The sequence below is a fragment of the Rummeliibacillus sp. TYF-LIM-RU47 genome (genome assembly GCF_008638315.1).
In the GTDB taxonomy this organism is placed as follows: domain Bacteria; phylum Bacillota; class Bacilli; order Bacillales_A; family Planococcaceae; genus Rummeliibacillus; species Rummeliibacillus stabekisii.
Window position 1 is genome coordinate 1,358,586 of the sequence record NZ_VVIR01000001.1, and the last position, 23,669, is coordinate 1,382,254.

General features: G+C 35.4%; 19 protein-coding genes. 16 read left to right on the plus strand and 3 right to left on the minus strand.

The genetic code is table 11. From position 1 onward, the window contains the following. The first annotated feature begins 175 nt into the window (after nucleotides 1-175). The 7 genes from F0527_RS06865 to F0527_RS06895 all read left to right on the plus strand — a co-directional run bounded on the left by F0527_RS06865 (nucleotide 176) and on the right by F0527_RS06895 (nucleotide 9,393). A complete protein-coding gene (locus F0527_RS06865) occupies nucleotides 176-2,248 on the plus strand; it encodes a catalase (RefSeq protein ID WP_150284248.1) in 2,073 nt (690 codons plus the stop codon). 154 nt (nucleotides 2,249-2,402) lie between these two features. After that, nucleotides 2,403-3,248 carry an MBL fold metallo-hydrolase gene (locus F0527_RS06870; RefSeq protein WP_150284249.1) on the plus strand — a complete coding sequence of 282 codons (846 nt, stop codon included), beginning with the start codon at nucleotides 2,403-2,405 and terminating at the stop codon, nucleotides 3,246-3,248. 99 nt (nucleotides 3,249-3,347) lie between these two features. After that, nucleotides 3,348-3,953 (plus strand): hypothetical protein, encoded by a 606-nt coding sequence (locus F0527_RS06875; RefSeq protein WP_150284250.1) that lies wholly within the window; start codon nucleotides 3,348-3,350, stop codon nucleotides 3,951-3,953. A 148-nt stretch (nucleotides 3,954-4,101) separates the two neighbouring features. Further along, on the plus strand, nucleotides 4,102-5,523 hold the full coding sequence (locus F0527_RS06880; protein WP_150284251.1) for a polysaccharide pyruvyl transferase family protein: 1,422 nt from the start codon (nucleotides 4,102-4,104) through the stop codon (nucleotides 5,521-5,523). Nucleotides 5,524-5,670: 147 nt separating this feature from the next. Further along, the gene (locus tag F0527_RS06885) at nucleotides 5,671-6,483 is read left to right on the plus strand and encodes a metallophosphoesterase (RefSeq protein ID WP_150284252.1); all 813 of its coding nucleotides are present in this window, start codon (nucleotides 5,671-5,673) and stop codon (nucleotides 6,481-6,483) included. 86 nt (nucleotides 6,484-6,569) lie between these two features. Then, nucleotides 6,570-7,469 (plus strand): patatin-like phospholipase family protein, encoded by a 900-nt coding sequence (locus F0527_RS06890; protein ID WP_150284253.1) that lies wholly within the window; start codon nucleotides 6,570-6,572, stop codon nucleotides 7,467-7,469. A 211-nt stretch (nucleotides 7,470-7,680) separates the two neighbouring features. Continuing rightward, the gene (locus F0527_RS06895; RefSeq protein WP_150284254.1) at nucleotides 7,681-9,393 is read left to right on the plus strand and encodes a methyl-accepting chemotaxis protein; all 1,713 of its coding nucleotides are present in this window, start codon (nucleotides 7,681-7,683) and stop codon (nucleotides 9,391-9,393) included. Nucleotides 9,394-9,451: 58 nt separating this feature from the next. On the opposite strand, the gene F0527_RS06900 is transcribed toward F0527_RS06895, so the two are convergent. Beyond that, complete coding sequence (locus F0527_RS06900; RefSeq protein ID WP_150284255.1) at nucleotides 9,452-9,670, minus strand: hypothetical protein; 219 nt, start codon at nucleotides 9,668-9,670, stop codon at nucleotides 9,452-9,454. 129 nt (nucleotides 9,671-9,799) lie between these two features. On the opposite strand from F0527_RS06900, the gene F0527_RS06905 reads away from it, so the two are divergent. The 8 genes from F0527_RS06905 (at nucleotide 9,800) to F0527_RS06940 (ending at nucleotide 21,310) form a co-directional block, all read left to right on the plus strand. Next, nucleotides 9,800-10,039, plus strand: a complete 240-nt coding sequence (locus F0527_RS06905) for a hypothetical protein (RefSeq protein ID WP_147193571.1) — start codon at nucleotides 9,800-9,802, stop codon at nucleotides 10,037-10,039. A 174-nt stretch (nucleotides 10,040-10,213) separates the two neighbouring features. Next, nucleotides 10,214-12,649, plus strand: a complete 2,436-nt coding sequence (locus tag F0527_RS06910) for a bifunctional diguanylate cyclase/phosphodiesterase (RefSeq protein ID WP_150284256.1) — start codon at nucleotides 10,214-10,216, stop codon at nucleotides 12,647-12,649. 168 nt (nucleotides 12,650-12,817) lie between these two features. Continuing rightward, a complete protein-coding gene (locus F0527_RS06915) occupies nucleotides 12,818-13,150 on the plus strand; it encodes an antibiotic biosynthesis monooxygenase family protein (protein WP_150284257.1) in 333 nt (110 codons plus the stop codon). A 243-nt stretch (nucleotides 13,151-13,393) separates the two neighbouring features. Further along, nucleotides 13,394-14,410, plus strand: coding sequence for an NADP-dependent oxidoreductase (locus F0527_RS06920; RefSeq protein ID WP_190323404.1), 1,017 nt, complete (start codon nucleotides 13,394-13,396; stop codon nucleotides 14,408-14,410). A gap of 203 nt (nucleotides 14,411-14,613) precedes the next feature. Next, a complete protein-coding gene (locus F0527_RS06925) occupies nucleotides 14,614-15,288 on the plus strand; it encodes a VOC family protein (RefSeq protein WP_150284259.1) in 675 nt (224 codons plus the stop codon). A 286-nt stretch (nucleotides 15,289-15,574) separates the two neighbouring features. Then, nucleotides 15,575-16,792, plus strand: coding sequence for an MFS transporter (locus F0527_RS06930; protein WP_150284260.1), 1,218 nt, complete (start codon nucleotides 15,575-15,577; stop codon nucleotides 16,790-16,792). 471 nt (nucleotides 16,793-17,263) lie between these two features. Further along, a complete protein-coding gene (locus F0527_RS06935) occupies nucleotides 17,264-19,237 on the plus strand; it encodes a thioredoxin domain-containing protein (RefSeq protein WP_150284261.1) in 1,974 nt (657 codons plus the stop codon). A gap of 213 nt (nucleotides 19,238-19,450) precedes the next feature. Further along, complete coding sequence (locus F0527_RS06940) at nucleotides 19,451-21,310, plus strand: dynamin family protein (RefSeq protein WP_150284262.1); 1,860 nt, start codon at nucleotides 19,451-19,453, stop codon at nucleotides 21,308-21,310. 14 nt (nucleotides 21,311-21,324) lie between these two features. On the opposite strand, the gene F0527_RS06945 is transcribed toward F0527_RS06940, so the two are convergent. Continuing rightward, nucleotides 21,325-21,567: a hypothetical protein gene (locus F0527_RS06945; protein WP_150284263.1), complete on the minus strand. Its 243-nt coding sequence runs from the start codon at nucleotides 21,565-21,567 to the stop codon at nucleotides 21,325-21,327. A gap of 93 nt (nucleotides 21,568-21,660) precedes the next feature. Continuing rightward, nucleotides 21,661-22,032 carry a nucleotide excision repair endonuclease gene (locus tag F0527_RS06950; protein ID WP_066786822.1) on the minus strand — a complete coding sequence of 124 codons (372 nt, stop codon included), beginning with the start codon at nucleotides 22,030-22,032 and terminating at the stop codon, nucleotides 21,661-21,663. Nucleotides 22,033-22,181: 149 nt separating this feature from the next. Here F0527_RS06950 and F0527_RS06955 point away from each other — a divergent pair, with 149 nt between their 5' ends. Further along, a complete protein-coding gene (locus tag F0527_RS06955) occupies nucleotides 22,182-23,639 on the plus strand; it encodes an aldehyde dehydrogenase family protein (protein WP_150284264.1) in 1,458 nt (485 codons plus the stop codon). The last annotated feature ends 30 nt before the right edge of the window (nucleotides 23,640-23,669 follow it).

Below are 23,669 nucleotides of genomic sequence, written 5' to 3' on the forward strand. Positions count from 1 at the left end.
TTTTGATAGTTAAATATTTATGTATGCGTTTTAAAAGAACATAGCTGGGTAAAAAATATTGAGCTAGTAATATAAACAATGTTGTTGGGCAGGTGATTTCTTTTTTTTGAAAAAGTTTATCGTCCAAAATTTAGGGTAAATTCAAGAATGTAGAAGAAAATATTTCAGGAACAGGATGGGTGATTTTGTGGAACAAGATAAATCAACTAAAATGAATGTAAACGAAAACAGTAAGCATGAACAATTGGAAAAATACCGCGTAAAAAATGGCGGCAAGCCATTAACAACAAATCAAGGTAGAAAGATGGCGAATGATTCAGAATTATTAACTGCGGGTGTTCGTGGACCTTCTTTGCACCATGACTACTATTATTTTGAAAAAATGACTCAATTTGTACATGAGCCGATTCCTGAAAGAAAGGTCCATGCGAGAGGATATGGAGCGCATGGTGAATTTGAGTGTTATGAATCAATGAAGGAATTGACAAAAGCGGGTTTCTTGCAAGAGGCCGGCAAAAAGACACCATTATTTGTTCGCTTTTCAACTGTTCAAGGGAGCAGAGGATCAAAAGATACGGCACGAGATTTACGATGCTTAGGTGTTAAATTCTATACTGAGGAAGGTAACTATGATTTAACAACAATTGCTATGCCTGTCTTAATTAATACGGATCCTATGAAATTCCCAGATGTAATTCATGCATATCAACCTGAACCTCGTACGGGTATGCCTCAAGGGGCAGGTGCACATGATACATTTTGGGATTATGTTGCAAACAATCCAGAAGCCCTTCATATGGCTTTATGGGTAATGTCGGACCGCGGTATTCTAAGAAGCTATCGTATGATGGAATCATGGTCGATCAATACGTACTTATTTGTCAATGATGAGGGAGTCGCTACATTTGTTAGATTTGTTTGGAAACCTGTTCTAGGCGTACACTCAATATTGCAAGATGAGGCACAAAAAATTGGCGGGATAGATCCAGATTACCATCGCCGAGACTTAAGAGAAGCGATTGATAAAGGTGCATACCCAGAATACGAATTAGGAGTACAGCTGATTTCACAAGAGGATGAACACAAATTCGACTTTGATATTCTCGACCCTTCAAAATTCTGGCCAGAGGAGCTTGTACCAGTTAAGCTCATAGGAAAAATGACTTTAAATAGAAATGTTGATAATGAATTTGCAGAAATCGAACAAGTTGCTTTCAATCCAGCAAACGTAGTTCCAGGCATCGATTTCTCCAACGACCCTGTATTGCAAGGCCGACTAATCGCATATCAAAGTGCACAATACCACCGTCTTGGTAGTGCTAATTTCCAAGATCTGCCAATAAATAGACCGGTTTGTCCGTTCCATAATAACTCGCAACAAGGCTTTATGCGGTATCCAATTGATGTAGATCAAACTAAATATCATAATAATTCATTAAATGATAATTCGCCTTACACAACACCACCAGAAGAAGGCGGCTATGAGCATTACCCACAAAAGGTAGATGGAACAATTACGAGAGCACGAAGTGATTCGTTTACTGATTACTATACGCAAACAAGAATATTCTGGAATAGTTTAACTGAGATTGAAAAACAACATACAATTAAAGCCTTGAGCTTCCAAATTGGTAGCGTATTAAGTAAATCTGTACGTCAACAATGTGTAGATCAACTTGTAAATGTTGACCAAGAAATGGCCTATATTGTAGCAGACAATCTAGGCGTAGATCGTCCAAGTGGTACACATGTTCCAGTAGACACAAGCTATCCATCTCTTAGTCAATATACGAATATGAATAGTTCAGCTTATACGCGTAAAGTAGGTGTATTAATTGGCAATGGATTCAATGGAAAAGAAGTATCAGAGGCGTTGAGTTCACTAGAGGAAAACGGCGTATTTGTGGATGTTATTAGTGATAAGCTTGGAGAAGTTAAGGGAGATGACGGTACGTCAATTATGGTCAATAAAACGTTCCTCACTTCAAGTCCATATTTAGTTGATTCTCTATATGTTGTTGGTGGTACTTCAACAGACCAACCTATGTTTGATGGCGAAATGGCCATATTCGTTCAGGAAGCTTACAAACATTACAAACCAATAGGAGTAGCATCAACAGGTAAAGCTTATATTCCAACAACTCAAAATAATAACTTATCAGGTGTAGTATTTGCTGCAAATAATCCAAACTTCCATAAAGAATTTGTAAATGCAATTGCGATGGAACGCTTCTGGGATCGCACATAAAAAAATAGTAGATAAAGAAACTGGCTGCCTTACAGCCAGTTTCTTTGCTTTGGTCAATAATCCCTAAAATTTAAATCAATACGTACATACTATCAGGTCTAAAAGCCAACCTAAAAAGTAAAACAAATATTGAACAAGTATAGGAGGAGTTATAGTGGATAAAGAATTAAGCTATGGCAGTGACTATAAGCATATACCAATGAGTTCAATGGGCAATGGCTTGGGTTTAGAAGTGCTTTCAGATTTGTACTGTTATACAATTCAAATTGTAAACATATGTCTTTTGGGAAAAGCAGGCTCAGATGACTTTGTATTAATTGATACTGGAACACCAGGTGCAGCAAATGAAATCATAAAGCTTACAGAGGAACGCTTTGGTTCAAATAAAAAGCCAAAAGCAATTATTTTAACGCATGGTCATTTTGATCATGTTGGTGGAGTAGTCGATTTAGTCAAGCATTGGAATGTTCCGGTATATGCTCATTCGCTAGAATTACCTTATTTAACTGGAAAACAAAGCTATCCAGAGCCAGACTCGACTGTGGAAGGTGGTATGGTGGCCAAAATGTCACCTATGTTCCCAAATGAACCAATAAACCTAGGAGATCATGTACATGCTTTGCCTTCTGATGGGAATGTACCGCATATGCCAGAGTTCAGATGGATTCATACACCTGGGCATTCACCTGGACAAGTATCCTTCTTTAGAGATAGTGATAGAGCATTAATCGCAGCCGATGCTTTCATTACAGTGAAGCAAGAATATTTGAATAAAGTACTGACGCAAGAACAAGAGATCAGTGGTCCGCCAAGATACTTAACAACGGATTGGAAAGCCGCAAAGGAATCGGTTTTAAAATTAGCAGCATTAAAACCATCAGTTGCTGTGACAGGGCATGGTCTTCCTATGGCAGGCGAATTATTAACGGAGAGTTTGGAAAAGCTTGTGAAAGAGTTTGATGAAATCGCCGTACCAGACTATGGGAGATACCTTCAATAAAACAGATCCTCTTATCAGTCAATGATAAGAGGATTTTTAGTTTCTACATAAAGGAAAATAAGGTAAAATTAAAATAATACATATTCGGGGGTGATTATTATGATGTTATTCATGTTATTGCTTTATCTTATCTTATTAGCTGTCCTCCTTTACTTTACTGCAAATTTTATACGACTTGTATATAAATTGAAGGGTCCTGTAATTTTTCCATTAACCATTCAAGACCAAGAGAATATAAAAATATTTCCACAGAGAAAAAATGCTCGTCAATCCCTTAAAGCAATAAAAGAAAGTGCGTTCTTATACGTAATAGCTTTAATGATTGCATATGGTGCGTTAATCTATAGTTATTTAATTTCAATCAACACATTTATTTTAGCTGTTATCCCAATAATAAATATAAAAAACCTTCTTAATCTATTTGCAATAGTTGACGAAGGTTTAGTAATAGGAAACAAATATATTCCTTGGAGAAAAATGAAATCATTTAACTTCCAACCTATCGACTTTAACCATCCTTATTATGGGTACAGTAAGGAGATTAATAACGGATATGAATTAGTTATAAAAAAGCAGCTTTTTTCAGTTAGCTGTATTGTTACGGATGAGGATACTAAACATAAATTACAGAATATTTTAAAACAAAATGGGATAGCTGGATTGGATGAAAGCATCTCAAAAAAAGAGACAGTATTAAACCAGTAAGTTTGATTTAATGCTGTCTTTTTTTATTGGGTACTTAGTTTTAATAAAGCCTCTAGCAATTGAGCTAGTTAGACAACACTTTGAATATATGATAACGTAGTAAACATGTCGAATAATGCATATTTTTGAAAGGAAGATCAAGAAAAGAATGAAACATTATTTAATAAGAGCTGGTATGTCTCCTTATGAAAACTTTACTCCGGCTTATGAAATTGTCCATAATTCGATTGGCAGCAACGTTGGGAATCTAGTGTATGCCTATAGTATTTTCAGAACATTAACCACAGAGGACGTCAAACTGACGCCTGATTACTATAAAATCAATCCAAATAGAGCAGATTATATCAATGCAAATTATGATGGCTATATTATACCGCTTGCGGATGCTTTCAGACCAAGCTTCGCACCGAAACTTAAGAAATATGCCGAATTGATTAATCGCTTGACGATACCTGTCTATGTAATTGGGGTAGGGCTTAGCATTGATTTTGAACCAAATCTTAATCAGTCGTTTGAATTTGATCAAGACGTTAAGGATTTTGTAAAAGCAGTTCTTAATAAATCTTCGATTATTGGTGTCCGAGGCGATATTACTGCAAGATATTTAACCAAATTAGGGTTTACAGAAGGGAAAGACCATACAGTAATTGGTTGCCCATCAATGTTTGGTTTTGGTCGAGATTTGCCGATCCGCAATACTACAATCACGCAGGATTCAATGGTAACGATTAATAACTCGCCAAAATCTCCTAAACATGTTTTAGACTTTATTGACCGCAGTGCCCACGCTTTCCCTGACCACTATTATATTCCACAATGGCTACGGGAACTTCGAATGATTTATTTAGGCGGACCTGACCTGCCTGGTAAAGGATCAAACTTCCCTTATAAAGTAGCACATCAACTATATCAAGAAGATCGTGTCCGTTATTTTACGAATGTTCCATCCTGGCTTGAGTTTGTCGGACAAGCTGACCTAAGCTTTGGAGCTCGTCTTCATGGTAATGTAGCAGCAATCTTAGCTGGAACGCCTAGCATTATCATTCCTAAGGACGGCCGTATGAGAGAACTGGCGGAATATCATGATTTCACTTACTTATGGGCCAATGATATAGATGATAATACTAATATTTTGGATGTGGTGGAAAAAGCAGATTTCCAAAAAGTTAGTAGAAGGGCGCCAGAAAACTTTGATCGCTATATAAACTTTTTGAATGAGAATGGGCTTGACCACGTATTTAAAGAAGATCCAAATGTAAAAAATACAGTATTCGATCAAAGAATTGAAAAGGTAGATTACTACCCTGCAGTCAAATCATTTGTTGCATGTTCACATGAAGAATTGATTGGACGATGGGCAGGAATTTTTGAACAAGAAAAAGCTGTTGAAAAAAGTAAAAGCGAAAAAAAAATTGCTCAGCTTCAAAAACAAATTCAAAAACAAATCCCGCAGCTTCAAAAAGAAATCAATACACTGCAACAAGAAGTTAAAGTACAAAAGGCTACGTTAAATCGTAAATCAGTGCAATTAGCATTAAAGGCAGCAGGGTTATTTGGTAATAAGAAGTAAGCTGGTGAAGCGCTTCTTAAAATTAATAATTCACCTGTACGATTCCGTGATAGAAAGTGTTAAAATTTCATATTCTATAATGGCCATGTTTCGTCCAGCTATTTAGGAGGAACAATAGTGCTATAATGCATGAAAGGTTGAGTAGAGATGAAACGCTTTTTAAAACTCTTGGCAGCATTTGGTTTGATTGAGGGATTCCTTTATCTAAATCAGCAATGGCTCCAATTATCAACGTATAGGATTCGAGTTAACAAGCTTCCAAGTGAATTGGAAGGATTGCGGATTGTTCAAATATCAGATTTGCATCATGCTCGATTTGGAAAGAATCAAAGACATCTAATCGATCATGTGAATGGTCAAAATCCAGATATAATTTTTATCACTGGTGATTTGGTGGACCGATTCTTTTTCAATGAAGTGAGAGGTCTTAACACAGTAAAGTCCTTATTAGACATTGCACCTGTTTATCTCATAACAGGCAATCACGAAGAGTTAATTGAAGGTTGGTTTGACCTTCGCGACCACCTCAAAGAAATGGGCGTTCATATCTTAGCTAATCATTATGAATTGTTCCAACATAACGGCAAGTATCTTCAAATCGCCGGAATAGAAGACCCAGCAGGCGGGAAAGATCCAGAAGTAATGTTAGATAATGCGCTTGCTGGGATTGACTATTCTTTACCTATTCTTTTGCTTGCACATCGTCCAGAACACCATAAACTTTATGCAGAGCGTGGAGTTGATGTAACATTCAATGGCCATGCACATGGCGGCATTATCCGCATTCCGTTTATCGGTGGTTTGATTGATCATAGCTATCGATTATTCCCTTCGAGAGTGGAAGGTGTCCATAAAACAGGAAATATGATTCAAGTAATCTCTCGTGGATTAGGAAATAGCGGGTCAATGTTTCGTCTGTTTAATCGACCCGAAATTGTTGTAATAGATCTTTTAAGCTAGAAAGATTTTCTGTTAAAGAAAATCTTTTTTTATTTGTTCTAAAATCACTTACCTTCTATTACAGTGTAATGAGGAGGGACTGCACTTTGCTAGTTGATGGCGTTTTCTCGGGTGGAGGAATTAAAGGCTTTGCTTTTGTGGGTGCTCTTCAAATGCTTGAAGAGAATGATATATATTTCCATCGTGTAGCAGGTACAAGTGCAGGCGCTATTGTGGCCTGTTTTTTGGCAGCCGGATATACAGCAAATGAAATTGAAACCATGCTTGATGAATTAGATGTAAGTACTTTTCTGGATCAAAGAAAAATGATGTTTAATCTACCTTTCATGAAATGGATTAATCTCTATTTTCGAATGGGGATTTACAAAGGGGTAGAGCTTGAAAGATGGTTTTATGAAAAGTTATCAGAAAAAAACATTTATACGTTTAGTGATCTTCCAGAAGGTTCGCTACGCTTGATAGCATCCGACTTAACGAATGGAAAAATGATTGTGTTTCCAGATGATTTGAACACCTATAATATAGAACCTGGATCTTTTTTAGTCTCTAGAGCTTTAAGGATGAGTTGTGGTGTTCCGTTTTTCTTTGAGCCTGTCAAACTATATGTTGGGCAAGGCGAATCTATTGTTGTAGATGGCGGAGTGCTCAGCAATTTTCCAATCTGGCTGTTCGATGAGGAGGTCAATAAGGAGCGGCCTGTTATTGGCATTAAGCTAAGTAATTCACGAAAGGATATGGAGCCACATAAAATTCGAAATGGATTACAGCTATTTGAGGCGCTTTTTGCGACGATGAAGGATGCGCATGATGAGCGATATATTTCTCGTGTACATGAAAAAAACATTATTTTTTTACCAGTTGAGAAATTTAGCGCTACACAATTTTCTTTAGATGGAGAAACGAAAGAATTACTAATTGACATTGGTAAGAAACGCACAATTGATTTCTTAAAAAGCTGGAGTGGCATGTATTCTTATCAACATTAACAGCATTTTAATAAATAAAATATAAAAATATGAGAGATTGGGAAATCCAGTCTCTCTTTTTTTATGAAAACGAGACGATTGTATGAGTTGTCACAAACTTTTCTCACATAAAAGCTATATTTTAAGCACTACTTTCGTTATAATAAAATTTGGAAATTATCCAATTGATTATGATTATTGGCTGTTTAATAGAAATGAGGAAAATTCAACTATGAAGTTTACAAGAAAATTAACCTTTCAACTAGGTTCTATCATTGCTGGCATATTGATTGTGATGATGGTGATTTCTTCAATCGCTACATATAAAACTGCTTACGATAAACTATATGAAGCGGCAGGCATAGAGGCTTATGGCTGTGCTAATATTACAACTGGTTTAATAAAACCAGAAGACGTGAATCAAGCATTATCCGGGAATCAAGAAGCAAAGGACCGGATCAGTGAACAGCTTAATTGGACAACAGCACATAAGGATATTTTTGAATCACAGTATATCCTTGATTTAGAAGGAAACATTCTAGCATTAGATCAAAATTTAACGGACAAGGGTTTTCATACGGGAGATTCCTTTCATATTGACAAAAGTGCGATGAGTACCCTACTTAGTATGAAACATTCCACTTATACAGAACCGTATACATACGGAGGGCTGAAACGTTTATCTGGTTATGCCCCTATCTATAAGGATAATGATCCGACGAAAGAAATTATTGCTGTTAGTGTAATAGATTTTGATGCAAATATTGTTAGTACGAGAACATGGGGTGTGGTGAGTAAGGGAATTCTAGTAAGTATAATTCCTATGCTTTTAGCGGCAATCGTAACATTCTTCTTAATTCGCCGTAAGACGAAGCCGATTTCTCAATTAATTTCACAGGCAAAAGAAATTGCTTCAGGTAATCTTTCTGTTTCCAATAACCAAATTAAAAGTAATGATGAAATTGGCGATCTTGCTCAAACGTTAAATCAAGTGAGCGATAATTTGGAACAGATGATTGCCACGATGCATACTACATCACATCAATTGAGTGAAAATGCGCAAGAGACTGCAAGTTCGTTAACTGAAATGAATAATGCCGTACAGATTGTTGCCCATAATATAGAGGACGTCTCGATAGCTGTAACTGATGGGATGCACCATACAGAAAACGCTTCGACGGTATTAATATCGCTTGCAGAAGAATCGATAGAAATGAAGCAAAAAGCTGATCAAACTGTAGAAAAATCAAATCAAACAATGGCAGTGGCCAAGCAAGGTGAGCAACGTGCCATTGAAATCAGCCGTGATATGGAGAGAATCAGAGGCGGTTCCCAAGAAGTAAGCCAAACAATATCTGATTTAGTCGAATCTGCTTCACAAATCCAAACCATTACGACAAGCATTTCAGGCATTGCTTCACAGACAAATTTGCTGGCGCTGAATGCATCGATTGAAGCTGCTCGAGCAGGTGAGCATGGAAAAGGTTTTGCGGTAGTAGCGGAAGAAGTGCGTAAGCTTGCCGAACAATCAGATGGCGAAGCATCACAAGTCGAAAAGCTCGTACAAGATATTATGAAAAAAATTCAGTATGTACTGGAATCAGTAGAAGACAATACCAAGCAGATAGAACAAGGTGCAGAAACGGTTAGTCAAACTGTCACAGCATTAAGCGAAATAGCAGTCTCAGTTGCTGAAACTGTAAAGGAAACAACGGTAATATCTAATTTAATGGCAAAGGAAACGGATCAGGCACAGCATGTAGCTGAGATGATCCAGGAACTTGCTACTTCCATTCGCGGTATTGAAAACACGATGAACAGCATCTCTGCGGCTGCAGAAGAAACGACTGCTGGGATTGATGAAGTATCCACTCGTTCAAGTACCACCAATGAGATGGCATGCCAACTTGAAAATCATGTAATGCAATTTCAATTGAAAGAATAAAGAAAATCCCCCATTGAGATAAATGGGGGATTTCTTTCATAACTATAGCATCCAACTATTACTTTTTCTTTTTTCCGAATTGTACAGCGACAGCAGGAGCTTTCTTTTTTACCTCAAAATGAACATTAACATTCACCGATTTTTCGTTATTGTATATAATTTCTAACACTTTACCTTTTCGTCCTTTAATGCGCAAATCATCCCCAACTTTTGGCAGTTGCCTTAAAAGTTGGCTTAATACTATATTTTTTCCGTCTAAAAAATGAACCGTATACATTCATGCACTCCTTTTTGCTAAATTCTCTTTTTATTTTATGTAAGACTTAAGAGAGAATAGAACGAAAGAGGTATAACTTATCCATTCAAAAACAAACTACTAGTGAACACATTTGAATGGAGGATAACTATGGCAAAACAGGATAATTCAAATCACAGAAGATCAAATAGCAGCGCGCGAATTAACAGTATGATTGAAAATACAAAGAAGAATATTCAAGAAGCAGAAATTAGTATGGAATTTGCAGGGAAAGAAGAGTTAGAACATCTTCAAGAAAAAAATGAGCGCAGACGAACAGAGATTTACCGGAAAGAAGAAGAAAAAAGAGAAAAAGCGGCTGAAAAAGCTTGGCGCGATAGCTTCGATTAAAATAGGAAAACAAGACAAGCAGCAAATGATTGCTGCTTGTTTTTACGTACAAAATATTTTGATTTTGATTTCAAAAGCGGAAAAACTCTGTATAATAAAAAAGTGCAATTTTAGCATATGAAAAAAAGATTATTACGACTAGTAAACAATTTTTTATCAGAAGGGATTTAATATATGAATATGATGGGACATTACAATAGTGCCCTTTTAGTGTTATCTGTAAGTATAGCTATAATTTCTTCATATACTGCCTTAAATATTATTATTAGGCTTATGTCGTTAAAAGGAGGGCTTAAGCAGTTATGGTGGTGGGTTGGAGCTGCTACTTTTGGTGCAGGCATCTGGTCAATGCACTTTATTGCAATGCTTGCGCTTAAATTGCCTATGCCAGTATCCTATAGTGTATTTTGGGTATCTTTATCTTTTATATTAGCAATCCTTGCAAGTGCAGTTGCTTTTCTAATTGTTAGCCGAGGACTTAAAAGAAAGATTTATATACTAATAGGTTCATTATTTATCACAACCGGTATTGTATCGATGCACTACATAGGTATGAAGGCGATGAATATGGGGGTGGATATTTCATATGACCCTATTCTATATCTATTATCATGGTTGATAGCATTTGCAGCTTCAGTCGTATCCTTATATTTATTTTTTTATTTCCAATCTAAAACAGTTGGGATGCAATTGCAAAAATGGATGAGCTCTGTAGTCATGGCGGGTGCAATCGCAGGCATGCATTTCACAGGAATGGCAGCTATGAAAATGAAACCAAACCATGAGATGCTCCATTTCAAGAGAACGGCTATTGATAGTGGTGTTTTAGCCTATACAGTAGCCGGCGGTATGCTGTTCATCTTTGCTTGTATTATCGGAGGTTTTTATTTAGATCGTCGTTTTCAACAAACGTCTACTGAATTGGAGTTCAAAGATAGCATATATCAGTCGATAATTCTTACTGCCAGTGATGCTATTGTTTTATGTAATTCAAGGGGCATCATTATTTCCTTTAATAAAGCAGCAGAAATCATTTTTGGTTATAAAGAAGAGGAAGTCCTTGGAAAGCAGCTTGAAATTATTATTCCCTTGGAATATCGTGAAGCACATCGTAAAGGAATAGATCGTTATCTTAGAACAAAAGAGCCGCATGTAATAGGTCGAATGGTAGAATTAAAAGGATTACGAAAAAATAATGAAGAATTTCCATTAGAATTGTCTCTTTCTGCATTAAAAAAAGGCGATGAAACATATTTCAGCGGCATTCTGCGCGATATCTCAGAAAGAAAAAGAACAGAAGAAAAAATAACGGAATTAGTTTATCGCGATCCGTTAACAAATTTACCGAATCGTAGGCTATTAAATACGCATTTAACGATGTGCATTGAACAAGCTGCAATAAGCGGTCAAATGCTAGCAGTATTGTTTATCGATTTAGATCGCTTTAAATATATCAATGATACATTAGGCCATGATGTAGGTGATGCATTTCTGATTGAAGTAGCTAAACGAATGGAAACATGTATACAAAAAAAAGATATGCTTGCACGTCAAGGGGGCGATGAATATATTATCGTTGTGTCGCATACTACACATCAACAAGTCGTAAGTTTGGCAAAAGAGATTTTGGAAAAACTCAACCGTCCGTTTTTACTTGGCGAGCATGATTTGTTTATTACTGGATCGATTGGTATAAGTATGTATCCCTCAGATGGAATGGAGCATGAGATTCTTATTAAAAATGCAGATACAGCTATGTATCGAGCAAAAGAGCTTGGAAAAAACAATTATCAATTCTTCACAGCTGAGATGAATAATATGATGGCGAAGAAAATGAATTTAGAAATAGGTCTGCGAAAAGCTATAGAAAATCATGAATTTGAGTTATATTATCAACCACAAATTGGTGTGAATACAGGCAAGATGACAGGAGTGGAGGCGCTAATCAGATGGAATCATCCAGAAATTGGCCTGGTACCGCCAAACGATTTTATCCCACTCGCTGAAGAAACAGGGTTAATTATTCCGATGGGTTATTGGATTCTACGAGTTGCCTCACGGCAAGCAAAAAAATGGATAGACCAAGGCTTTGATAATTTAAGAATGAGCGTGAATATTTCCTCAAGGCAATTTCAACAACCTGATTTCGTTGAAACTGTCCAGACAATACTATCAGAGACAGGATTGCCAGCAAAAAATCTTGAATTAGAGCTTACTGAATCGATTGTTCAAAATCCAAAATCTGCGCTCCCTGTGATGGAACAGCTAAAAGCAATGGGTGTTAAACTGTCTTTAGATGACTTTGGGACAGGCTATTCTTCTTTGAGTTATTTACGCTCATTCCCGCTTGATACGTTAAAGATTGATAAGTCTTTTATTCGATATATCAATGAAGAAATAAAAGACGAGGCTATTGTTAAGACAATCATAAATATGGCCCATAGCCTCAAATTAAATGTGATAGCTGAAGGTGTGGAGACAGAAGAACAACTCTCTTTATTAAGCGACAATGACTGCCATGAATTCCAAGGTTACCTATTTAGCCGACCTGTGAAGGCAGATGAGTTACAAGAAATTTTAGAAAATCATAAAGACTATAAGACCGATTGATCTTTTCAATCGGTTTTTATATTTGTTCTCTATTTCAACTAAATGATTATCCAAGTGATAGATTCAATTGACTTTCTGTATACATTTGTATACACTAACTATATTGATAGATGAAAATTTTTAGATGAATAAGATACAAAAATCATATAGAAGAAATGGGGCGGAAAAATGTTTGTACAAATACGCAGATGGATTCTAACTGAAGGACATGCTAATAATATTATTGATCGTTTTTCAAAAAAACCAGGTGAAGGACCTTCATTAATTGAGCAACGCGAAGGATTTATCAGTAGAGAATTGTTATTGAAAAATACACGGCGTGGCGAAGAAGAAGTTGTGATGATTATTCGTTGGGATTCAGAAGAGGCATGGAAAGCTTGGGAGAAAAGTCCAGAGCATATTGCCGGTCATAAGAAGCAAATTAAAGAACATGGCGGCAAGCCCCCAAAACCTGAGTATGTTATTAGCATGGAAAATAGTAACTATACAGTTGTTGAATGACAAGAATGAAAGGAAGATACTCGAATGAGTGTCTTTTTTTTATGATTTTTCAGTAAGGAGTATTATTGTATAACAAACTCTTGGAAGGATAATTTGTAATTTAGCTTAGAGATTATCAATGTCCAAAGCACGTTTATTGACTTCTTAATGGACAAGAGTATACTTTTATTTTAACGTATGATAAAAATATTGCATTAAAAAACAATATGAATGAAATATGTAATAATTGAATGGAGGATGAATATGAATCAACAAATGCAAAAACAAATTACTTTAAAACAACGTCCTGTTGGGATGCCGAAAATGGATGACTTTGATTTTATTGATACGCCAATCGGGACAACTTCAGCTGGGGAGGTATTAATCCGTACAGCTTATATTTCGGTTGATCCATATTTACGCGGTAGAATGCAGGATACCAAATCATATATAGCTCCGTTTGAGTTAAATAAGGTAATCACTTCGGGTGTTATTGGCCAAGTAGTTGATTCTAAGTCGGAAAGTTTTTCGAAAGGTGACGTAGTACTAGGTAATCTTGGATGGCAGGAATATTCTATTGTTAATGAGAAAGAAATAAAAAAAATTGATAAAAATTTAGCACCAGTCACAGCTAATCTAAGTATTATAGGCATGACTGGATTAACAGCATACTTTGGTCTACTTGATATTGCGAAGCCAAAATCAGGTGAAACTGTTGTTGTATCTGGAGCTGCAGGCGCAGTGGGGTCGACTGTTGGACAAATTGCTAAAATAAAGGGAACACGAGTAATAGGAATTGCTGGAACAGATGAAAAATGTCAATATTTATTGAATGAACTAGGATTTGATGAAGCCATTAATTATAAAAAAGAAGATGTTCCAACAGCTTTAGCTAAAGCATGTCCCGAAGGAATTGACATCTACTTTGATAATGTGGGTGGCACAATTTCAGATGCTGTATTCCCGCTTCTTAATAAATTTGCACGAATTCCTGTTTGTGGAGCTATATCAACCTATAATGATGTAGAAGTGGATATGGGGCCTCGAGTTCAAACAGCACTTATCAAAACAAGTGCCCTTATGAAAGGTTTTACACTAGGTGATTACTCCGACCGAATTGGAGAAGGGTATAGCGCACTTGCAGCATGGTTAAATGAAGGGAAACTCAAATACGAAGAGACGATCGTAGAAGGGTTTGACCATGTTATTGATGCGTTTCTTGATCTATTTAAAGGAGCAAATTTAGGTAAGCAATTGGTTAAAGTTTCGGATATAGACTAATAAACAGTGTATCTCGTAAGCAAAAAGCATTCCCTCGATGGGAATGCTTTTTTGCTTACAAATAATAGAGTATCATAGAAAATCTCAAAATAATGAAATAAGGAATTATGAAGAATATTCTTCTGACTTTGTTCAGTCTTAGGTCTAGTATTATTTGAAAATATAGAATGTTATATTTTATTTATCGAAAGGAGGAAGAATATTTGAATATCAATCAAGTAATACTTAAGACGAAGCGACTAGAAGAAATGAAAAAATTTTATAGGGATATTCTAGAATTACCTATAGAAATCGTTACAAATGGTAGCTTTAAAATAAAATTTGGTCTTACAATAGTTGAGTTTACCAATGTTCATGAGGCAGAAGAACCTTTTTACCATTTTGCATTTGATATCCCTAAAAATCAATTTCAAGCTGCTAAGGAGTGGGTTAAACAAAAAGTAACGCTTTTAAAAGAAGAAGATCAAGATGAAGTATATTTCGCAAGTATAAAAGCAAATTCTTTATATTTTGAAGATCCATCGGGGAACATAGTAGAATTTATTGCAAGATTAGATAATCCATCGACCCATGTTCCCTTTACTGCAGCAAATATTATAAAAATGTCTGAAATAAGCTTAGTTGTTAAAGATAAAGTGCAGGCTGCAAAACAATTAAGGGAACTTTCCATTGTTGAAAGGGATGGAGAAGAAGTAACGAATGATAATACATTATCTTTTATGACAAAAGGAGATTTGCCAGTCTATTTATTATTAGTAAATCCGAAAAGAAGATGGTTTTTCTCTAATAAAGTAGCTACTGTGTTTCCTTTAGATATAATGTTAGATTCTAAAATTAATATTGGGGTCAATGATGACAATAATTTTTATATTAAATAATCAAAGTAAGCGGTACTGTTTTGAACGCATCCATATAGACAATATAGCTTTTACCAATACCAACCTTATCAGGTATAAACTGATCATGAGAAGTAGTTTCTAATATATTGTAGACCTTAGTCCAGTTTATGAAGGGAAAAACCAAATATCTTTGCTAATTCTAATTCGATAGATGATCAAAGTAGTATGCAAATTACAAATTAAAAGATGGGGAAATGATAAATACGACTCGAAAATCTGTTGTTATTTATCAAATAAAGCCTATTCAATGAAAGGATACTAGCGATTGAAAATTCCCTATAAGGATATTCTAAGTGAAAAAAACTTTACTTTTTTGTTATTTGGAAGACTCTTTAAAAGAAGCTCTTTAACATTGTTTAGTCTGGAACTAATCTGGTTAACAATAAAGCTGACTAATAGTTCACCATTCTATTTGTCTTTGATGATTATGGCGCAAACTTTACCATTTATTGTTTTTGGTATTTATGGTGGAGTAAAGGCGGATAAATGGAATAAGAAGAAAATAACAGTTATATCTGATTCTCTTAGTGCGATATTAATTCTTGCTATTCCAATATTATTTTTTTTAGGATTTATAAATTATTTTATTTTAATATGTACAGCCGTCCTAATTAGCATTCTTAATTGCTTTTCAGAACCAAGTTTTCGTGCTTTGTTACCTGAACTAGTTACAGATATTAAATTACAGAGAAGCAACGCTCTTTTAGATTCAATTCAACGTGGAGCTAGTATTCTAATCCCAGCTTCAGTAGGAATAGTTGTTAAATTTACTGATCAAATACACATTTTCACTCTAGCATTCATTTTAATGAGTATTTCGACTGTATTTCATTTGTTAATTAACTATCAAGTTCCTCAGTTTAATACTAGTCAAAGTGAAGAAGGAACAGTAAGTGAAATTAAATCGACTTTAGCTTATTTAAAGTCAAACAGAAGTATTCTCATTATTATACTTGTTCAATTTATAAGCATACTGATAAATACAGGGCTGTGGCGTGTGGGATTACCTATTTATTTAGATAAAAATTTAGAGAAAGATATTTCAACCTACGGAATTATTACAGGTATACTTGGTGCAGCAGCATTTGCTACTTCTATTATGCTTGGTACATTGAAAAAACTTAATCCATTAATAATTTTTAATATAGGGATTATCCTATGGGGGAGTGGTTTGTTAGTAATTGGTTTATCACCAACGATTTTTATGATCTATCTAGCAACGATTCTTATTGGAGTAGGTCAGGCAAGTGAAGGACTTGGAAGAATTGTATTAATCCAAAAACAAGTACCAAATAATATGCTGGGTAAAGTGTTTAGTATATCATCATCTATTAATTATACAAGTGACACAGTATCGTTGGGTATTATGAGTAGTGTCTTAGCGATTCTTTCTACAACTAGTGTATTTTGGGCTGGTGGAGGAATTATACTAACTATTGGTTTGATAGGTTTTAGTTCATTGAGAAAACAAAATAATTACTGAAAAAGGAAAATCTACGTTAAGGGCTGAATAGTTTGATAAGGCTTTTTAATAATGATAAAGATAATCTTACTAATCTTTAACTATTTAAATACAGTTCACTTAATACTAGGATGTAGAATTCAGCCTGTACTCTCACTTTAAATCAACAGGGTGAAAAGGGTATAGGCGTCATTAAACTCTATAAATTGATGCGTATTACATAAAGGAGCTCCTGTTTCCATCTTGAAAAATTCAAACGTACCAGGAGAAGTGTTAATTATATGTTGAGTCCATATAATAATACCTCCAAATAATTATAGATTATAACATTGAACTGGAAATTAATTTTCATATATCTCATTAAAGAAATCAGTATATAGTATTGAATTGAAGGACAAATATGAAGCGAATAATGATAGGATTATTGGGTAAACTTTATTTAAGGGAGGCAATGCCTCTCTATTTTTTATATGAAAGAAGTGATGAACAAAAATGCCAAATGAGAAAAAAGCTAATAGACTGATAAATGAGACTTCTCCTTACTTACTACAGCATGCATACAATCCTGTTAACTGGTATCCATGGGGGGAAGAGGCTTTTGCCGTAGCTAAAGAGGAAGATAAGCCTGTCCTTGTTAGCATTGGCTACTCGACTTGTCATTGGTGCCATGTCATGGCTCATGAATCATTTGAAGACGAAGAGGTTGCATTTTTATTGAATAAATGGTTTATCTGTATAAAAGTCGATAGAGAAGAGCGACCGGATATTGATTCAATCTATATGAATGTTTGTCAAATGATGACCGGCTCCGGCGGATGGCCACTTAATGTCTTTTTAACGCCAGATCAGAAACCTTATTTTGCAGGGACTTATTTTTCAAAATACAGTATGTATAAAAGGCCAGGGATGATGGAAATTCTGCCTTATCTCGCAAAGGCATATCATAAAGAACGAGATAGAGTTGATGAAGTAGGAGCGCAAATTATGGATGCTCTTTCAGATCTGTCTAAACCTGAGAAGTCTGCAATACATGAGGATGCTGCTGGTAAAGCATATGGCCAATTAAAGCAGGGGTACGACAAAGTCTACGGCGGTTTTGGAACAGAACCTAAGTTTCCAAATCCAAGCCAACTATTATATTTACTAAGGTATTATAATATGACAGGAGAAAAAGAAGCTTTGGAGATGGCCACTAAAACATTGAATGCAATTTATCGAGGCGGGATATATGATCATATCGGCTTTGGTTTTGCAAGATATTCAACGGACCGGATGTGGCTTGTACCACACTTTGAAAAAATGTTATATGATCAGGCGCTTCTAATACAGTGCTACACAGAAGCATATCAAATAACGAAAGACGAAAAATACAAACAGATTGTCTATGAAACAATTAAATTTATAAAACGTGAAATGCAACATCCAGATGGCGGTTTTTATAGCGCAATTGATGCGGATAGCGAAGGAGTTGAAGGTAAATATTATACATGGGATTATGATGAAGTTATAGACATCCTTGGTCCAGAAATAGGAAAGGCATTCGCAGAGGATTATGATGTGACACTAGGAGGTAATTTCGAAGAGGTTAATATACCAAATTTAATTCATACACAGAATAGAAAATTATCAACAGAAAAGCAAGAAGAATGCCGATTAAAATTATTAAAGGCTAGAGAAAAGCGAGTCTATCCTCATGTAGATGATAAAATATTGACTGCATGGAATACGTTGTTGATTGCCGCATTAGCAAAGGCTGGTGGAGTGTTTGAAGAAAAAACCTTTATTGAATTGGCGCAAGAAGCGGATGCTTTTTTACAAAAAAACGTAGTAAAAGAAAACGAACTATATGTTAGCTATAGAGAACAAAAAGTTTCTCAACCTGGATTTTTAGATGATTATGCAAACTATCTATGGGCCCTTAATGAATTATATCTTGCTACTGGTAAAAATGAATATCTTAAACGAGCACATCATATGGCAGATCAAACAATTGAGAACTTTCATGATGCTGAACAAGGAGCATTTTTCCTTACAAGTCATGCTGCAAGCCCTTTGATTGTAAGAGAAAAAACGGCAATCGATAATGCCTATCCGGTAGGGAATAGTACGCTTGCCGTTCAAATGTTTCGACTAGGAAAGCTTTTGGAAGATGATAAATATCGTAATTTGGGAGAAGGGATTCTTCAAACATTTGCCTCTGACATTAATCGTTATCCTGGAGGTACATTTTGGCTGCTTCAAGCTTTACTTGCCTACCAAGGGCCATCAAGTGAAATCCACATCAACAATCCAACTAGAGGTATAAAGAATGCTCTTTTTTCCTTCTATCGACCGTTTGATGTTTGGCATATAAAAGATGAAGGACCATTTGAAATGCAAATATGCGAGGATTATGCATGTCAACTGGCGATCCATAATGAAGACGAAGCTCTCAAAAAATTAAGATATACCAACATCGCCGATTAAAAAAATCGGTGATGTTTTTTTGGATAGTAATACATGCTAGTAAAAATTTATTGATTTAATAAGAGTATAAAGTTATAGCAATGAGATATCATAAAAATAGGTTTGTTTATCATTTAATTAACATATTTAGAAACAAATTTCGAAAAATAATGTCGAATTTACTGATATATCATGTATACTATATAATGTAGAAAAAGAGCGAGGGGATGAAAAATGGTGGATAAAGACCTACAAAATGTGAGTAAATTAAAAGTAAATGTGCCTACCCATGGAGTTTCTCAAAAACCCCTTGATGATATCCACCAATTCATAGGCAAGATAAAAAAAATCCACCTATTACTCACTCAGAATACATACATAAAAGATACAGCAAAAGCATTAGGGTATATTATTGATGATGCGGTCCAAAATCCGACCATTCTATTTGTTGGCATGAGAGGAACGGGCAAAACTACTCTCTTGAACACTTTATTAAAAAGACCTATTTTAAGTCATTTGAAAGAGGCGCATTTAGCAGTGAGTTCTATTTTTCGATATGCCGAAAAGGAAGAGGTACGTGCTCACTTTTATGATGGACAAGTAGCGTCATTTGGCATTGAACATGTGGGGCTATTTACTTCTATTGATACCTCAGGTGCCAATATATTGCGTGAAGGGTTGGATTTTATTGAAATATTTATTCAAAATCCGCTCTTAAAGACTGTGACCATTATGGATGCTACGCTAGTACAGTTTAAAGGGAATAGAACTGCTTATATAAAAGAGAGCTTTTTACAGCGGGCAGAGGATATTTTCTGGATTGTAAACGCTAATAGTGAGATCCAGGAAGTGGAATTAAACTTAATAAAGAAGAGCTCAAACCATATAAAGCCGTTATTTATTTCTAACTTTATGAGCCCAACTGGTTCGGTTTTAGAAGACCAACAGATTGAAAACTATATAAGAAAAAGGGTATCTGTATCTGCATTACAAGCAAATCAAGCACTCGCTCATAATGACAAAGATCAGTGGCAGTATAGCAATATTGACATGATATATAAAGAAATAGAGCAATCAGCGAGCGATCGTTCAAAACGAATACCTTTTATTATTCAACGTTTGGCTCATTGGCTCAAAAGATTTCGAGCCGAATTAGAAATTATAGAAGAAAGAGAACCCTATAACTCATCATTGCAAACATTAACAAGTTTTATAGAAGAAATTGAGGAAATAAAAGATACTCAGTATAAAGAAAATCAATTTGTCGCTGAGATGATATCAGAATATGAAACATTAAGTTGCCTATTTAAAGAGATTCATACACTTTATCAGCTCGTGCAAGCATTAAAACACCACGATTTATTTAAACAAGACATTACTTTCAGAAAATTTAAGGAATTGGCGGAACATTATCTTGAAAAAGTAAGAGATTATCGGAAAATGCGATATCAGTATACTGTTCAATTTGATATGCTAGATCAAAAATACAAAAGGATAAATGGACGATCTATTTTATCTTTTTTATTCGGCAAACGGGAAGAAGACCATTATTTTATTAATCAAGCGAAAGAACTGAACGAAACTCAACAACTACTTGAACGAAAGTACAAGTCCGTGCTACGTCAAGAAGAGCTTTTGATAGAATTGGTTCCCAAAATATTAATTCAGCTCAACCAAACGGTCCGCAATAAATTAGAAGAGATACTTAAAAGTATTTCAGCTGTAGAATATGAAAGACTTGCAGCTCATACAAAGATTCAACAAGCTATTAAGAAATTAAATACTTTTGATGATATTGTAGAAGCAAAGCAATTGGTTATTATACTGGCTAAAGAAGAGTTATTAAATAACTCAATGTGGATGACAATAGAAGAAAGAGATAGAGTAGTAGAGGATATAAAAGCAATTGAAAGCGTACGCTTAGATTATTCTATTTTTATACAAGAGTATGAAAACTTGAAACCAAAAGAACCAAGCCAAGTACAGTCTCTTGTTGTTGTAAAAAATCCTTTTTATGCTTTGTCCTTAAAAGATGGGGATATACGAATGCCTTTAGAACCACCACCACCTTTTTTAGAATTGAATACAGATTAAGAAGGAGCTGCATTTTATGCGCTCCTTTTTACTTTTGTTGCTATAAAAAATGCACCTGCAGCAGCAATCGCCCCAAGTAAAAAAGTAGGGAAGAATACAGGACCTGAAAATACAACATTGCTTGGCAAAGATTTGCTTGCTTGCCATGCCTCCGTTAAATTAGGCGCATACCAGGCAGTAAGAAGGATACCAGATGTAAAGTGGCAGACAAAGTATAGAACGATAAAGGCAAAAAGAAAAACTATCCATTTTCTCACAAAAACACCTCCTTTTAACGTAATACGTACTAGGAGGTGTATATGTTTCAAATGATTTTCAAATGTTTATATTTTCCCTTATTAGGCAAATGATTAATAGAACACTTTATCCGTGTTGTACTTCGCGCGAAGCTTATTAATTGCATATGTTTCGTAGATTTCTCTTTCCATTGGGTCATCAATGATGAATGCTTCAATTTTGTGCACTTCATCACGGTGATCTTTTAGTGGAGATACATTATCTTCAAAGTGTTTTTTTAATCGTGGGCGCATTTTGCGTGCTTTACCTACAAATAAAAGCTCGTTGGCATCGTTAAAGAATAGCAATAATCCACCTTTATCACGAGGAACCTTATGGAAGTCTATAAACCCAAAGACTGAAGGGATGATTGCTTCTCCTTCTTTTGGATTTTGTTCACGTTGGCGAATCACTACATCAGGTTTTGGCATTTCAATTTTAATCAAAATAATTCACGTCCTCTTACATTAATAGAAGTTTATACTAGCACAGTTAAGCAAGAAAAGCTACTCGTCTAGTTGTATTGTAGTATTACATCCTTTATATATCACATACTACAATCGATGGAGAGACTATAAAAAGGAGTTATACAACTATGAATAAATATACTGAACTTAATAAGAGCTTTTTAAACGGTCAATGGGAAGAAGGGAAAGAAAACAATACTTTCGATATAGAAAATCCATACAACAATGATGTATTAACCACCGTCAAACTGGCATCAAAAAACCAAGTTGAAGTAGCCTTTGACAATGCTAAAAAAGCGCAAAAAGAGTGGGCAAAAGATTCACAAAAGCGTCGTGATGTCATGGAAAAAGCAATCCAATATTACAAAGATAATAAGGATGATATAATAGATCTTTTAGTTATTGAGTCAGGAAGCAGTGTTTTAAAGAGTAATATTGAATATAATAATACGGTCGCCGTAATGGAAGAATCATTAAAAATGGTTGATAAATTAGGACAAGTTACTGAAACGCCTTCCATTATTGAGAATAAGGTCAATTATTCTTATCGTTTACCGCTTGGCGTCATTTCATCCATTGCTCCTTTTAACTTTCCAATGTATTTATCGATGCGTACGATTGCTCCAGCGCTTGCGCTGGGTAATGCGGTCGTTCATAAAGCAGACTTGCAGGTGGGGCTTTGCTCAGGTTCATTGATTGCTAAAGCATTCGAAGCAGCGGGAATGCCAGCTGGTGTTTTCCAATCAATTTTGACGAAATCCTCTACGATTGGCGATACAATGATCGAAAACAAAAATGTAGCACTAATTAGTTTTACTGGTTCTACAGAAGTCGGCAAACGGATTGGCTCTATTGCAGGTGGTCTTTTGAAAGGTGTTGCTCTAGAATTAGGAGGAAACGGACCATTTGTTGTATTAAAGGACGCAGATATTGACCAAGCAGTAAAAGCGGCAGCATTTGGGAAGTTCCTACATTCGGGCCAGATTTGTATGATTACCAACCGCATTATTGTTCACAAAGATTTGTATGATGAGTTTGTAGAGAAATTCGTTGAAAGAGTTAAAAATATTCCTTATGGAGATCCGAGTGATCCTAAAACAATCATTGGACCGTTAATTAACGAAGGTCAAGTAAAAAAAGGTGTTGATAATATCCAAAAGGCGATTGATGCAGGTACTGAAGTATTGCTAAAAGGTGAAAGAATAGGGAACGTGTTAACACCAACTATTTTCGGACATGTTAAAAATGACAGTGAACTCGCACAAACAGAATTATTTGCTCCTATTGCTCCAATTATCAAAGCTGATAGCGATGAAGAGGCTATTGAGATGGCAAATGACACACGATATGGACTAAGCTCTTCTATATTCAGCAGTAATATAGAAAAAGCAACAGATTATGCATTATATTTGGAATTTGGTATGACTCATGTCAATGATCAACCTGTCAACGACGAACCAACAGTGCCATTTGGAGGTATGCGTGACAGTGGTGTAGGTCGATTCGGTAATCCAAGTGTTGTGGAAGAATTTACTTATCAAAAATGGGTTTCTGTTCAAACAAAACCGCGAGAATATCCATTTTAAAAAAGAAGCCGCTTGAATGAAACATTCAGG